We start from the raw sequence: 13,463 nt of genomic DNA, 5'->3' as shown, positions 1-13,463 counted from the left end.
TTTCGGAGAGGGAAATAAGCCGTTTGGCGGTTATACCGCCGTCGATGACTGATGTATCACCGGATCGTGATTCCTTTCACGCAGCCAGCAAGGTCCGATGGCGTCCGGTATCGATAATCTCCGGGACAGGGAAACACCTGTTTCCACCCGGCCCGCGGCACCGGCTGCCGAGTGGCTGGACGACGCCCGGCCCGAGCTGCTGGCCACGGACGGAAACCGCAGCCTGCTGCGGCTGACGGGGGCGGACGGGGTCAGTTGGCTGGCCGCGCGGGCCGGCTGGGCCAACGAGGCCGCCGGCCGGCAGATTGACCATGAGCTGAGCCTGAAATCCCTGCTGGAAGAGGACTGGGCCCTGGTCCCGCTGGATTTGCGGCTGACCCGCGACGGACCGGCGCTGATCTATCCGGACGATGGCGGACAGCCATTGTCCACCCTGCACAGGCCGCCCCTCGACCAGTTCCTGGAGGTCGCCGCCCAGGCCGCCGGGGCTCTTGCCGAGGCCCACCGGCGCCATCTGCTGCATGGCGCCCTGCATCCGCAGGCTCTGATCCTCACCCCGGCCGGGAAGGTCCGCCTGACCGGATTTCAGGCGGGACAGGCAGAGGGCGAGGCCGGACGGCGCCCCACCGCCTACACCGCACCGGAAACCGCCGGACCGGAAGGACAGCCGGGCGACGAGCGCAGCGACCTCTATTCGCTGGGCATCGTGCTGTTCGGTCTGCTGACCGGCCGTCTGCCGCTGAGCGGCGAGTCCGCCGCGCAATGGCTGCACGCTCATATGGCGGTGCGGCCGCCATGCCCCAGCAGCCTGCGTCCGGACGTGCCGCCGATGGTGGACGCGCTGATCCTGAAACTGATCGCCAAGGCGCCCGACGACCGCTACCAGAGTGCCGCTTCGCTGGCCGACGACCTGACGCGCTGCCTGCGGGACTGGTCCGCCCATCGGGACATCCCCGCCTTCGAACTGGCGCGGGCCGACCGCATCCGCCGGCTGGTGCCGCCCGATGCCCTGCTGGGGCGGGAGGAGGAACTCGGCCGGCTGGGCGATGCCTATGGCCGTGCCGCGGCGGGCGGGCGGGGGCAGCTGGTCTTCGTCGGCGGCGCCCCGGGATCGGGCAAATCCGCGCTGGTCGCCGGCTTCATGCGGCACCGGCTTCCGGCGGATGCCCGCATCGCCGCCGGCAAGACCGATCAGTATCAGCCTGCCGTCCCCTACGCCCCGGTGCTCCAGGCGTTGCGCCGGCTGGCGGCCGCGGTGGTCGCCGGTCCGCTGGAGGAACTGGAGGCGTTGCGCGCCGGTCTGGCCGAACGGCTGGACGGGCAGCTGGCGCTTTTGCTCCACCTGTTGCCTGAATTCGAGCCGGTGACCGGACCGGCCGCCCACACGCTGGACGATCCGTCGAGCCAGCAGCCGCTGCGCATCCGCCGCATACTGACCGGCGTCCTGCAGGCCTTCGCCCGTCCCGGTGCGCCGGTCCTGCTGTTCCTGGACGACCTGCAATGGGCCGACGAGGCGACGCTGGCCTTCATTCGCGCCATCGCCGACAGTCCACCGCCGGGCCTTATGGTGATCGCCGCCTATCGGGACACCAGCGCCGACATCCAGCCGGGTTTCCTCGGTTTCCTGTCGGCCTTGCGGGATGACGCGACGGCGCCGGCATGGATCGCCCTGCGGCCGATCGGCCCGCAGGCGACCGCCGCCCTGGTCACGGCCGTGCTGGACGAGCCGGTCGACCGGGCGGAGGACCTGCTGCGGCTGATCGGCGAGAAGACCGGCGGCAACCCGCTGCACATCCTGCAGCTTCTCCGCACCCTGGCGGATGACGGGGCGCTGCGCCACGACGCCGGCCGCTCGGCCTGGACATGGACGGCCGGAACGGCGGCCCTGCTGCCGGGCGGCGAGACGGTCACCGACCTGCTGGTCGTCCGGCTGCGCCGGTTGCCGGCCGCCAGCCGGACCGCGGTGCGGCTGCTGGCCTCCATCGGCAATGGCGCCGATGACCGGCTCCTCGCGTCGGTCGCCGGCCTGCCGCCCGCCGCGGTGCAGGCCGCGCTCGCGCCTGCGGCTGCGGCGGGGCTGGTGCTGCACGGGGATTCCGGCGGCTGGGTGCTGGTGCATGACCGCGTGCAGGAGGCCGCCTATGGGCTGACGCCGGTAGAGGACCGCCCGGCGCAGCATGCGGCCATCGCCTCGGCCATGCTGTCTCTGTGGCCAGACCGCGGTCCGGAGGAACTCTTCAGGATCGCCGCACAGATCGAGCTGTCATACGGCGCCCCGCTGTGTACCGAGCGGGCCGATCAGTTCGCCGGCACCCTGATCGACGCGGCGGGTCAGGCGGTCGCCGCCGCCGCGCGTGGCCGGGCACTGACCTATCTGGCAGGCGCCGACCGCATCCTGGGGGAGGAACGCTGGACCCAATCCTACCCGTTGGCTTGGCGGGCGGCGGTGCTGACGGCCGAATGCCTGCTGGCGAGCGGCGACGCGGCCGGGGCTGACCGCGCCATCGACGGGCTGTTCCGCCACGCCGACGGCGCCATCGACGGCGCCGAGGCGTACCGGCTGAAGGCGGCGCGGCTGACCGTGGCGTCGGATTTCCGCGGCGCGGTGCGGGTGGCGCTGGAAGGATTGGCGCAGCTGGGGATCGACCTGCCCACCGATCCGCCGCCGGGGGCGGTCGCCGCCACTTACGACCGGATCAGGCGCCTGCTGGATGGCCGGCCGGTCTCGGCCCTGGCCGACCTGCCGCCGATGGACGATCCGCGGATGGAAGCCGCCATGGCACTGCTGACGGCGCTGGAGGCGGCCTTCTTCTATCCGGCCGGGGACCTGCTGCACCTTCATTTCGCCAGGATGGTGGAACTGACGCTGACGCATGGCGTGACCGCCGCCTCGGCCCAGGGAATCGCGTGGTTCGGCGTCTCCTTGGCGACCGTCTTCGACGAGTATGTGGAAGGGTTCGCCTACGCCTCAGCGGCGCTGGAGCTGGTGGACCGCCATGGCTTCGAACGCTACCGCACCCCGGTGCTGGTCGCGCTGGATCAGGTCGGCCCCTGGACGCAGCCGCTGTCATACGGCCTTGCCCGCGCGCGCGAGGCCAAGAAGGTTGGGCACCAGTGCGCCGAGCTGCGGATGCTCTGCTACAGCTGCAACCACATCGTCTCCGACCTGCTGGCGATGGGGGAGCGGCTGTCGGCAGTGCGGGAGGAGACGGACCCGTTGATCGCCATCGCGCGGGACGCGGGATTCGACGACATCGTCGATCTGATGTCGACCCAACAGGACTATGTGCAGTAGCTGCAGGAGAACGCCGGCCAGACGGTGGGCGCTTGGGAAGCCGCCTTCCAGGATCCCGCGACGGCACCGGGCCGCACGCCGATGTCGGCGCTGTATTTCTGGACCTGGCAGCTGCGCGGACAGGCCGCGCTCTACCACCGCGATTTCGCCCTGGCCCGGGCCAATCTGACGCCGGCCTTCGGCATGACCTGGGCGGCGCCGGCCCATATCTCCGTCGGCGAGTTGACCTTCTACAACGCCGTGCTGCACACCCAGGATCCTGGGACAGATGCCGCAGCGGCGCGGGACGAGGTGGCGCACTGCCGCCGCCGGCTGGCCCTGTGGGCGGACATCAATCCGCTGACCTTCCGCAACAAGCTGGCCCTGGTCGATGCGGAGATGGCGAGGCTGGACGGACGCGACGTCGAGGCGATGCGTCTCTGTGACGACTCCGCAGCAGCGGCGGCTGCGGCCGGCTTTTCCCATGAACAGGGACTGGCCCACGAACTGGCCGGCCGCCATGCCCGGTCGCTGCAGCTTGGCTATGCCGCGCGCGACCAGCTGAGGCTGGCGTCGGCCGCCTACCGGCGCTGGGGGGCGTTGGCCAAGGTGAAGGGGCTGGAGGCGGAATTCCCCTTCCTGGCCGCTGACGGTCCCGCCGACGCCCGTCAGGGCATCGAGGATCTGGACATGGAGCTGGTGCTGAAGACGGCCCATGCCCTGTCGGAGGAGATCCTGCTGGACCGGCTGGTCGAGCGGCTGATGGTCAACATGATCGTCCATGCCGGTGCCCGGCGCGGCGCCCTGCTGCTGATGCGCGGTGACGAACCGCGGGTGGAGGCGACGGCGACCGTGGTCGACAGCGACATCGTGGTCCGGCTGACCGACGACGTGCCGGCGGAGGATCGCGTGCCGGCCGCCGTCCTGCACACCGTGCTGCGCACCCGACGGACGCTCTCATCCGGCGATGCGGCGACCGCCGGCGCGAAGGCGGGGTCGTTCCTTTGCCAGCCCCTGATCAAGCAGGGCCGGCTGGTCGGCGTCCTGTATCTGGAAAACGACCTTGCGCTGAACGTCTTCACGCCGCGCAAGGCGGCGATGCTGGAGGTGCTGGCCCCGCAGGCAGCCAACGCGCTGGAAGCGGCCCGGCTCTACACCGACCTGATGCTGGAGAATCGCCGCCGCCAGGAAATGGAGGCGGCCCTTCGTGTCGCGCGCGCCGATCTGGCGCGGGCAAGCCACCTGACGGTCATGGGCGAACTGGCGGCTTCCATCACCCACGAGATCAGCCAGCCGCTCGCCGGCATCGTCGCCAGCGCCGGCGCCAGCCTGCGCTGGCTGAAGGCCCCCACTCCCGACGTGGCGGAGGCCCTGTCGAACCTGGAGGACATCCGCACCGCCGGTCTGCGCGTCGCCGATATCCTGCGCGCGCTGCGGTCGCTTGCGAAGCAGGCCCCCCTGGTGCTGGAGCCGCTGTCCGTCGATCCCCTGGTGGAGGAGGTGCTGACCCTGACCGCCGACGAGATCTGCAAGCGCGGCGTCCGCCTGACCGCCGATCTCCGCAGCGACGGCGTCCAGGTGCGGGGCGACCGCACACAGCTGCAGCAGGTGGTTCTGAATCTCGTCACCAACGCGCTGGATTCCATGGCCGACCATGGCGGACAGCGCGAGCTTCTGGTCGAAAGCCGGGTGACCGACGGCGTACTCGCGGTCAGCATCGGCGACACCGGCAGCGGCATTTCCCCCGACATCCTGGCGCGGATCTTCGATCCCTTCTTCACCACCAAGGACAGCGGCATGGGAATGGGACTGTCCATCTGCCGCTCGGTCATGTCCGCCCATGGCGGGACCCTGTCGGCGGACAGTGACAGCGGCGGCAGCCGCTTCACCTTCACCCTGCCCGTCGCGGCGGACGGCAGTGTCACGTTCACCTGACCGAGGCGGGAGTTCAGATATGCCAGCGACCTGGACGGGTGACTGGCAATCGCTGGAACTCCGGTGGCTCGTCGCTTTCGTCGAGATCGCCTTTGAAGCGGCTCGTCCCCAGGAGGTCAGCGCGCGACGGCCACGAACACGGTCCCGTCCATCAGCAGCCGCGCCGTCCGCACCAGGGCCGCGCGGCGCAACTTCAAGTCCGCGGCGCCCCCGTCGATTGCAGGTGGATCGATCTCAAGCGCCACCGTCAGCCGGCCCGACGGATGCTCCACATCGCAGAGCTTGGACGGGCCAGATGGCACCGCCGCCAGCGCATGGGCCGGCGATCCGTCCAGCAGGCAGGCCGTCGCCACCGTCACCGCGCCCAGCACACCGATGGAGGCATGCAGGCTGAAAGGCGTGAAGGTCCGGGTACAGATCATTCCTCCGTCACGTGGCGGCGCCACCAGGGTCAGCTTCGGCACCGTCTGCGCCCGCACGTCGTCCAGCCCCATCAGCGGCCCGGCGGCAAGCCGAATCCTCTCCAACCGCTCCTTCAGGACGGCATCGCCTTCCAGCGCGTCGGCATCCTCGTAACCGGTCAGGCCGAGGGCGGATGCCGGCAGGACGACCACCGGCATGCCGTTGTCGATCAGGGTACAAGGCACGCCGTCGATCTCGTCCATCGTCCGCCCGGTCGGCAGCAGCGCGCCGCAGGCCGAGCCTTCCGTGTCGAGGAAGGCCTGGGTCACCGGCGCATGGGTGCCCGGCACGCCGTCGATGGCGACGTCGCCGTCATAGCGCACGCGCCCGCCCGGCGTTTCAACCGTCACCTCCGCCTTGCTGTCGGAATTGACCATATAGACGCGCACGGTGGTGCGCTCTCCGGCCGGCCGCATCAGCCCTCGTTCGATGGCGAAGGGGGCGACGCCGGCCAGGATGTTGCCGCAATTCTGCTTGTCGGAGACGATCGGCTTGTCCGGCACGATCTGCAGGAACAGGTAATCGACGTCGCAGTCCGGCCGGTCGGATTTCGACACCACCGCCACCTTGCTGGTCAGCGGATGCGCCCCGCCGATGCCGTCGATCTGGCGCGGATCGGGCGAGCCGAGTGCTGCCAGCAGGATGCGGTCGCGAGCCGCCGGATCGTCCGGCAAATCCGACGCCAGGAAATAGGCGCCCTTCGAGGTGCCGCCGCGCATCAGCGCACAGCGGATGCCGATCTGCTCGGTCATCGTCTCAAGCTCCCTAATCAGTCAGGGCGCGGGATCGCTCCCCGCCGGCGCGCGGAAGGCGGCGACGGCGGCGCGGACGATCTGGACCAGCGCCTCTTCGGTGTTTTCGCCATTCGCCTCGCCGTCCGACAGGCGCGTCACCCGCCACGGGTTGATCAGCGTGTAGCTGACCGCCCCCAGCAGGAAATGCGTGCGCCAGACGATGTCGGCCCGCGCCAGATGCGGCAGGCAGGCCTGCAACGCGTCGATGAAGGCGAGATTGATGGGGTTGAAGGTCTCCGCGATGATCTTCTGCGCCTCCTCGTGACGCTCCGCCATCACCACGGCGCGCAGCCGGGCGAAGCGGGCGCCGCCGCCGATGCTGCCCTCCGTCTGGGACAGCGACGGCAGGATGAAGGCGCGCACGATCGCCTGCAGCCGGTCGTCGGGATCGCGGATGCGCTGCGCCTCCGTCAGCAATTCCTGCCGGCGCCGGTTCATCGGGCCGGAGTGGCGTTCGTAGATCGCGCGCAGCAGCCCGTCCTTCGAGCCGAAATGATAGCTGATGCTGCCGAGATTGGCGCCCGACGCCTGGGCGATCTCCCGCATCGACACCGCACGGAAGCCGTTCTTGGAAAACAGATCTTCCGCGGCATCAAGGATCGCCTCCCTCATCGAGTTCTGGCGTTGCGCGGTCAGCACGGGATCGACCTCCGGATCGGATGGAGCGGAACAACTGCCGCCATCCTAGCGCCATTTGGTCGTCCGTTCAAATAATTTGAACGGAGTATCTGGCCGATTGTACGTCCGTAAAATTCATGTTGACACAGGACTGCGGCGATGCCTAGCATTTGTACATCCGTCCAAATAAGGCGGTCATTCAACCAAAACCCCCGAACCACAGGCGCACACCGCCATGAGCACGCAATCGCAAAAGGGCGCGCTGGTCGTCAGCGCGCATCCGGGAGACTTCGTCTGGCGCGCCGGCGGCGCCATCGCTCTGCACGCCAGACGCGGCTACCACGTCAAGATCGTCTGCCTGTCCTATGGTGCCCGCGGCGAAAGCCAGGGTGCGTGGAAGCAGCCGGGCGCCACGCTGGAGGCGGTGAAGCGCCAGCGCCATGACGAAGCTCTGCGTGCCGCCGAGATCCTCGGCGCCGAGATCGAGTTCTTCGATACGGAGGATTATCCGCTGGCGCTGAACCGCGAGATGCTGGACCGGCTGGTCGACATCTATCGCGATGTCCAGCCGGCTTTCGTCCTGACTCATGCGGCGGCCGACCCCTACAACCACGACCACCCCGACGCCGCCCGCTTCGCCCAGCAGGCCCGCATCATCGCCCAGGCCGCCGGCCACGATCCCGGCGCGAAAACGCTTGGCGCCCCGCCGGTCTTCCTGTTCGAGCCGCACCAGCCCGAACAGTGCGACTTCAAACCGAACGTCATCCTGAACATCGACGAGGTCTGGGACATCAAACGCAAGGCGTTCGAGACACTGCCGGCCCAGACGCATCTGTGGGACTACTACACCCGCGTGGCGTTGCAGCGCGGCGCCCAGGGCGGCCGCAACGCCGGGCGCGGCGCCACCTATGGCACCAGACAGGGCATGACCCACGGCGAAGCCTACCAGCGCGTCTTCCCGATGGTGCTGGAGGAGCTGGCATGATCCCGACCAAGCTCGGCGTCGTTGTCCGCAGCATCGACCGTGCCGATGGGGCGGCGGTCGAAAGCCTCGCCACGCTCGGCGTCTCCACTGTGCATGAGGCGATGGGGCGGCTGGGGCTGATGAAGACCTACATGCGCCCTGTCTGGCCGGGGGCGCGGGTCGCCGGCACCGCCGTCACCGTGCTGGCCCAGCCCGGCGACAATTGGATGCTGCATGTGGCGGTGGAGCAGTGCCGCCCCGGCGACATCCTGGTGGTCGGCGTCACGACCGACAACACCGACGGCATGTTCGGCGACCTGCTGGCGACCTCGCTGATGGCGCGGCAGGTGCGCGGGCTGGTGATCGATGCCGGCTGCCGCGACGTGGCCAGCCTGCAGGAGATGGGCTTCCCGGTCTGGTCGCGCGCGGTCTCCGCGAAGGGCACCGTCAAGGCGACTCTCGGCTCCGTCAACATTCCGGTGGTCTGCGCCGGGGCGCTGGTCAATCCGGGCGACGTGATCGTCGCTGACGACGACGGCGTCGTCGTAGTGCCGGCCTCGCGCGCTGCGGAAGTGGCTGCCCTTGCCCAGAAGCGCTCGGCCAACGAGGAGGACAAGCGCAAGCGCCTCGCGTCCGGCGAACTGGGCCTGGACATGTACGACATGCGCCCGGCACTGGCCGAGGCGGGGCTGGTCTATGTCGACCGTCTGGAGGAGTTGGGGCGCTGACGCGCCTTTTTCACCCCCACCCAACACACCCACAACAAATTCCCTGGGAGGACCCACCACAATGACCAGCTTCCGCACCCTCACCCTCGGCACCGCCATGGCCGCCGCCGCCCTGCTGCCGATGGCGGGCAGCGCCGCCGCCAAGGCCTACAAGGTCGGGCTGATCGCCTCGCTCTCCGGCCCGACCGCCTCGCTCGGCCAGCAGATCGAGCGCGGGGCGCGGCTCTACGAACAACTGCACAAGGCCGACCTCGGTGACGACACGGTCGAACTGGTCGTGCGCGACGACACCGGCCCGGCCCCCGACGTCGCCAAGCGGCTGGCGCAGGAGCTGGTGGTGCGCGACCACGTCGATTTCCTGGCCGGCATCATCTTCACGCCGAACGCCAACGCTATCGCCCCGATCGCCACCCAGGCGAAGGTTCCTTTCGTCATCATGAACGCCGCCGCGTCGGCGACGACGAAGGCCTCCCCCTACATCGTCCGTGTCTCGCAGACCATCCCGCAATTCACCCAGCCGCTGGCGCAATGGGCGTCCAAGCAGGCCGACATCAGGACGGTCTACACGCTGGTCTCCGACTACGCCCCCGGCGTCGAGGCGGAAGAGGCCTTCACCGCCGGCTTCAAGGGTGACGGGAAATCGGTCGTGCAGTCGGTCCGCGTGCCGGTCCAGAGCCCCGATTTCGTCCCCTTCCTGCAAAAGGTGAAGGACGCCAAGCCCGACGCGCTCTATGTCTTCCTGCCCGGCGGCACCCAGTCGACCGCGCTGATGAAGGCGTACCATGGCCTGGGCCTGAAGGAGGCCGGCATCCGCCTGATCGGCTCCGGCGAGGTGACGGTGGAAGACGAGTTGCCCAACATGGGCGATGCCGCGCTGGGCGTGGTCACCGGCTTCCATTATTCCACCGCGCATGACAGCAAGGCCAACGCCGATTTCCTGAAGGCATGGCAGGCCGCCTATGGCGCCGACAGCACGCCGACCTTCATGGCCGTCGGCGGCTATGACGGAATGGCCGCCATCCACCACGCCATCAAGGCGATGAAGGGCAAGGGCGACGGCAAGGCCGCCGTGGACGCGATGAGCCACTGGAGCGCCGAAAGCCCGCGCGGCCCCATCGCCGTCGATCCCGAGACCCGCGACATCGTGCAGAACATCTACATCCGCCGGGTGGAGACGGTGAACGGCACGCTGCGCAACGTCGAGTTCGAGACCTTCGCCGCGGTGAAGGATCCGGGCAAGGCCAAGTAACACCGCTCTTGAAAAAGGGAGTGCGGCCCCGTGATCACGGCTGCTCTGACCATCCTGTTCCACGGCCTCGCCTTCGCGATGGTCCTCTACATCGTCTCCGTCGGGCTCGGCATCACCATGGGCCTGATGAACTTCGCCAACCTCGCCCATGGCGCCTTCGCCGCCGCCGGCGGCTATGTCGTGGTCATGGCGACCCGGTCGCTGGGGCTGCAATTCTGGGTGGCCCTGCCGGCCGCCTTCGTCACGGTGGCGCTGGCCGGGGCGGTGGTCGAGCGGCTGGTGGTCCGCACCCTTTACGGCGCCGACGAACTGCGGCAGGTGCTGTTCTCCATCGCCCTGCTGTTCATGGCCATCGCCGGCTTCACGCTGGCCTTCGGCCCGCTGCAGCAGCAGCCGGAGATTCCGGCCGCCCTGTCGGGTCAGGTGACGCTGGGCGGGATCGATTTCCCGGCCTACCGCGCCTTCGTCATCGTCGCCGGCGTCACCATCCTGGCTGCGCTGTGGCTGCTGATCGGCCGCACCCGCATGGGCATGCGCATCCGGGCGGCGGTGGACAACCGCAACATGGCGGAGGCCGTCGGCGTCGACACCCGCCTCCTGTTCACCCTGACCTTCGCGCTCGGCACCGGCATCGCCGGGCTCGGCGGCGGCATCGGTGCCGACGTGCTGTCGATCACGCCGACCTACGGGCAGGAATATCTGATCCTGTTCCTGATCGTCGTCGCGGTCGGCGGGTTGGGCTCCATCTTCGGCCCCTTCCTGGCGGCGCTGTGCATCGGTGTCGTCGATGTGGCCGGCAAGTACCTGATCCCGGAATTCGGCGCCTTCTTCATCTACGGCGTCGTCATCGCCATCCTGCTGGCGAAGCCGGCCGGCTTCTTCGGCGTGCGGAGCTGAGACCCATGGAACGACCGATGTCCCGGCCAATCCCAAGGAACGAACCTGTGAAAAGCCTCTCCGTCTCCTACCAGGGGGCCGCGGCGCCCTCCACCTGGCGGGGGCTGGCGATGGGCCGGGGCGGCAGCGACCTCGTCATCGCCGTCCTGCTCGGCCTCGGTGCGCTTGCCACCCTGCTGTTCGGCGAGGCCTACTGGCTGCTCGCCGCCCAGGTCGCCATCACCATGATCTTCGCGCTGTCGGTCGATCTGCTGGTCGGCTTCGCCGGGATCGTCACGCTCGGCCATGCCGTCTTCTTCGGGCTGGGCGCCTATGCGGTCGGCATCGCGTCGGTCCAACTCGGCTGGACGGAGCCGCTGTCCGCGCTGCTGCTGGCCGGCGCGGTCTCGGCCCTGCTGGGGGCGGCCACCGGCGTCCTGGTTCTGCGCACCCGCGGCCTGGGGCAACTGATGCTGACCATGGCCTTCGCGTCGCTGGTCTACGAGATCGCCAACCGGGCCAAGCCCCTGACCGGCGGTGCCGACGGCCTGCAGGGCATGATCGTCTCCCCCGTCGCCGGCCTGTTCGAGTTCGACATCTTCGGCCTGACCGCCTTCCTCTACACGCTGGCGGTGCTGATCGTCATCGTGGTCTTCGCCGTGCTGATGACGCGCTCGCCCTATGGCCGCTCGCTGGTCGGCATCCGCGAGAACCGGGTGCGCATGCAGGCCATCGGCACCGGCGTGCAGCGCCGCCTGCTGTCGATCTACATCGTCTCCGCCGCGCTGGCCGGCATCGCCGGGGCGCTGCTGGCCCAGACATCGCAGTTCGTCGGCCTCAACGTCCTGCATTTCAGCCTGTCGGGCGAGATCCTGATCATCGTGGCGCTGGGCGGCGCCGGCCGGCTGTGGGGCGCCCTGCTGGGGGCGGTGGTCTTCACCCTGTTCAAGGACCGGCTGTCGGCACTCGACCCCGCCTACTGGTACTTCTGGCTCGGCCTGCTGCTGGCGGTGATCGTGCTGTTCGCACCGAAGGGGCTGATCGGTCTGGTCGACCGCCTGCTGGCCCTGCTGCACCGGAAGGAGGCCGCGTGATGCCTGCCGCAATTCTCGAAACACACGCGCTCCAGAAGAATTTCGGCGCGCTGACCGTCGCGCAGACCATCGACTTCTCGCTGGAGCCCGGCACCTTCGAGGCGCTGATCGGCCCCAACGGCGCCGGCAAGAGCACCTTCGTCAACCTGCTGACCGGCCTCGTCCCGCCGACCTCCGGCTCCGTCATCCTGGACGGCGAGGACGTCACCGCGCTGTCGATCGAGGCACGGGTGAAGCGCGGCCTCGTCCGCACCTTCCAGATCAACACGCTGTTCAACAACCTGACGGTGGCGGAGAACGTCATCCTGGCGCTGGACGAGTTCCACGGCCAGGGCTGGCGGCCGCTGCCCAGCCCGTCGCGCCGCCGGCTGATCCGCGACGAGGCATACGAGATCCTCGGCCGCCTCGGCCTCGATCCCTGGGGCAACCGCGAGGTGCGGGAACTGCCCTATGGCCGCCAGCGGCTGGTGGAGATCGCCATCGCGCTGGCCCTGCGGCCGAAGGTGCTGCTGCTGGACGAACCGGCCGCCGGCATCCCGTCGACGGAGACCGGGACGGTGATCGAGGTGCTGGAAAACCTCGCCAGCGATCTCGCCGTGCTGATCATCGAACATGACATGGACCTCGTCTTCCGCTTTGCCCAGCGCATCACCGTGCTGGTCCAGGGTGCGGTGCTGGCCCGCGGCACGCCGGACGAGATCGCCAACAACGAGACGGTGAAGTCCGTCTATCTGGGGGAGGGCATCCATGCCTGAGGCGCTGTCCCTGTCGAACATCCGCGCCGGCTACGGCGCCACTGTGGTGCTGGAGGATCTCAGCTTCGATCTGCCGATCGGCGGCAAGCTGTCGATCATCGGCCGCAACGGCGTCGGCAAGACCACCCTGCTCGCCACCATCATGGGGCTGACCCGCCTGCATGCCGGCCGCATCGGCCTTGGCGGCGTCGACATCGCAGCGCTGCGGCCCAACCGCCGCGCCCATGCCGGCATCGGCTTCGTCCCCCAGCAACGCGAGATCTTCCCCTCCCTGACGGTGGAGGAAAATCTGCTGGTGGGCCTGCGTCCCGGCGCCTGGACGCTTGATCGCATCTACGACCTGTTCCCGCGCCTGCGACAGCGCCGGACCAACATGGGCAACCAACTGTCGGGCGGCGAGCAGCAGATGCTGGCCTTCGGCCGCGCGCTGCTGACGAACCCCAGCCTGCTGCTGCTGGACGAACCCTTTGAAGGGCTAGCCCCGGTGATCGTGGAGCAGCTGTTCCATGCGCTGCTGCGCCTGCGCGACGAGGGTAACCTGTCCATCATCATGGTGGAGCAGCATGCCAAGCTGGCGCTCGCCTTCGCCCCGCGCACCATGGTGATGAGCCGTGGCCGCATCGCCTTCGACGGCGCCAGCCAGACCCTGATCGACGATCCCGCCAAGCTCGACGCCCTCTGCGGCATCGGCGGCGCCCTGCACTGAGCCACCGG

Annotated in this window: 11 protein-coding genes; 9 read left to right on the top strand and 2 right to left on the bottom strand. The window is 69.1% G+C overall.

The annotated features are described in order from the left end of the window. Positions 1-97 precede the first annotated feature (97 nt). Together ACCD06_RS03270 and ACCD06_RS03265 are read left to right on the top strand one after the other, a co-directional pair. Positions 98-3,295 (top strand): ATP-binding protein, encoded by a 3,198-nt coding sequence (locus tag ACCD06_RS03270; RefSeq protein WP_413338756.1) that lies wholly within the window; start codon positions 98-100, stop codon positions 3,293-3,295. A 24-nt stretch (positions 3,296-3,319) separates the two neighbouring features. After that, positions 3,320-5,209, top strand: a complete 1,890-nt coding sequence (locus ACCD06_RS03265) for a sensor histidine kinase (protein ID WP_413338754.1) — start codon at positions 3,320-3,322, stop codon at positions 5,207-5,209. Between the two features lie 116 nt (positions 5,210-5,325). Here the strand turns inward: ACCD06_RS03265 and ACCD06_RS03260 are convergent, their stop codons facing one another. Both ACCD06_RS03260 and ACCD06_RS03255 read right to left on the bottom strand, forming a co-directional pair. Then, positions 5,326-6,423, bottom strand: a complete 1,098-nt coding sequence (locus ACCD06_RS03260) for a 4-oxalomesaconate tautomerase (protein WP_413338752.1) — start codon at positions 6,421-6,423, stop codon at positions 5,326-5,328. Between the two features lie 21 nt (positions 6,424-6,444). Next, positions 6,445-7,104 carry a TetR/AcrR family transcriptional regulator gene (locus tag ACCD06_RS03255; protein WP_413338750.1) on the bottom strand — a complete coding sequence of 220 codons (660 nt, stop codon included), beginning with the start codon at positions 7,102-7,104 and terminating at the stop codon, positions 6,445-6,447. Between the two features lie 214 nt (positions 7,105-7,318). Here ACCD06_RS03255 and ACCD06_RS03250 point away from each other — a divergent pair, with 214 nt between their 5' ends. The 7 genes from ACCD06_RS03250 to ACCD06_RS03220 all read left to right on the top strand — a co-directional run bounded on the left by ACCD06_RS03250 (position 7,319) and on the right by ACCD06_RS03220 (position 13,455). Next, entirely contained in the window at positions 7,319-8,068 is a 750-nt protein-coding gene (locus ACCD06_RS03250; RefSeq protein ID WP_413338748.1) for a PIG-L deacetylase family protein, read from the top strand. After that, a complete protein-coding gene (locus ACCD06_RS03245) occupies positions 8,065-8,775 on the top strand; it encodes a 4-carboxy-4-hydroxy-2-oxoadipate aldolase/oxaloacetate decarboxylase (RefSeq protein ID WP_109074128.1) in 711 nt (236 codons plus the stop codon). The genes ACCD06_RS03250 and ACCD06_RS03245 overlap by 4 nt, the downstream gene beginning before the upstream one ends. Positions 8,776-8,836: 61 nt before the next feature. Continuing rightward, positions 8,837-10,024 carry an ABC transporter substrate-binding protein gene (locus ACCD06_RS03240; protein ID WP_109074127.1) on the top strand — a complete coding sequence of 396 codons (1,188 nt, stop codon included), beginning with the start codon at positions 8,837-8,839 and terminating at the stop codon, positions 10,022-10,024. Positions 10,025-10,054: 30 nt separating this feature from the next. Further along, positions 10,055-10,921: a branched-chain amino acid ABC transporter permease gene (locus ACCD06_RS03235; RefSeq protein WP_247871201.1), complete on the top strand. Its 867-nt coding sequence runs from the start codon at positions 10,055-10,057 to the stop codon at positions 10,919-10,921. 47 nt (positions 10,922-10,968) lie between these two features. Next, positions 10,969-11,994, top strand: a complete 1,026-nt coding sequence (locus ACCD06_RS03230) for a branched-chain amino acid ABC transporter permease (protein ID WP_413338745.1) — start codon at positions 10,969-10,971, stop codon at positions 11,992-11,994. Further along, complete coding sequence (locus tag ACCD06_RS03225; protein WP_109074125.1) at positions 11,994-12,749, top strand: ABC transporter ATP-binding protein; 756 nt, start codon at positions 11,994-11,996, stop codon at positions 12,747-12,749. Before ACCD06_RS03230 ends, ACCD06_RS03225 begins: the two co-directional genes overlap by 1 nt. Further along, on the top strand, positions 12,742-13,455 hold the full coding sequence (locus tag ACCD06_RS03220) for an ABC transporter ATP-binding protein (protein ID WP_109074124.1): 714 nt from the start codon (positions 12,742-12,744) through the stop codon (positions 13,453-13,455). The genes ACCD06_RS03225 and ACCD06_RS03220 overlap by 8 nt, the downstream gene beginning before the upstream one ends. Positions 13,456-13,463 lie beyond the last annotated feature (8 nt).

It is taken from the genome of Azospirillum sp. CT11-132 (assembly GCF_047302835.1).
Classification (GTDB): Bacteria; Pseudomonadota; Alphaproteobacteria; order Azospirillales; family Azospirillaceae; genus Azospirillum.
Note: the sequence above shows the minus strand (reverse complement) of the source record. Positions and strands in the feature narration are given on the sequence as shown.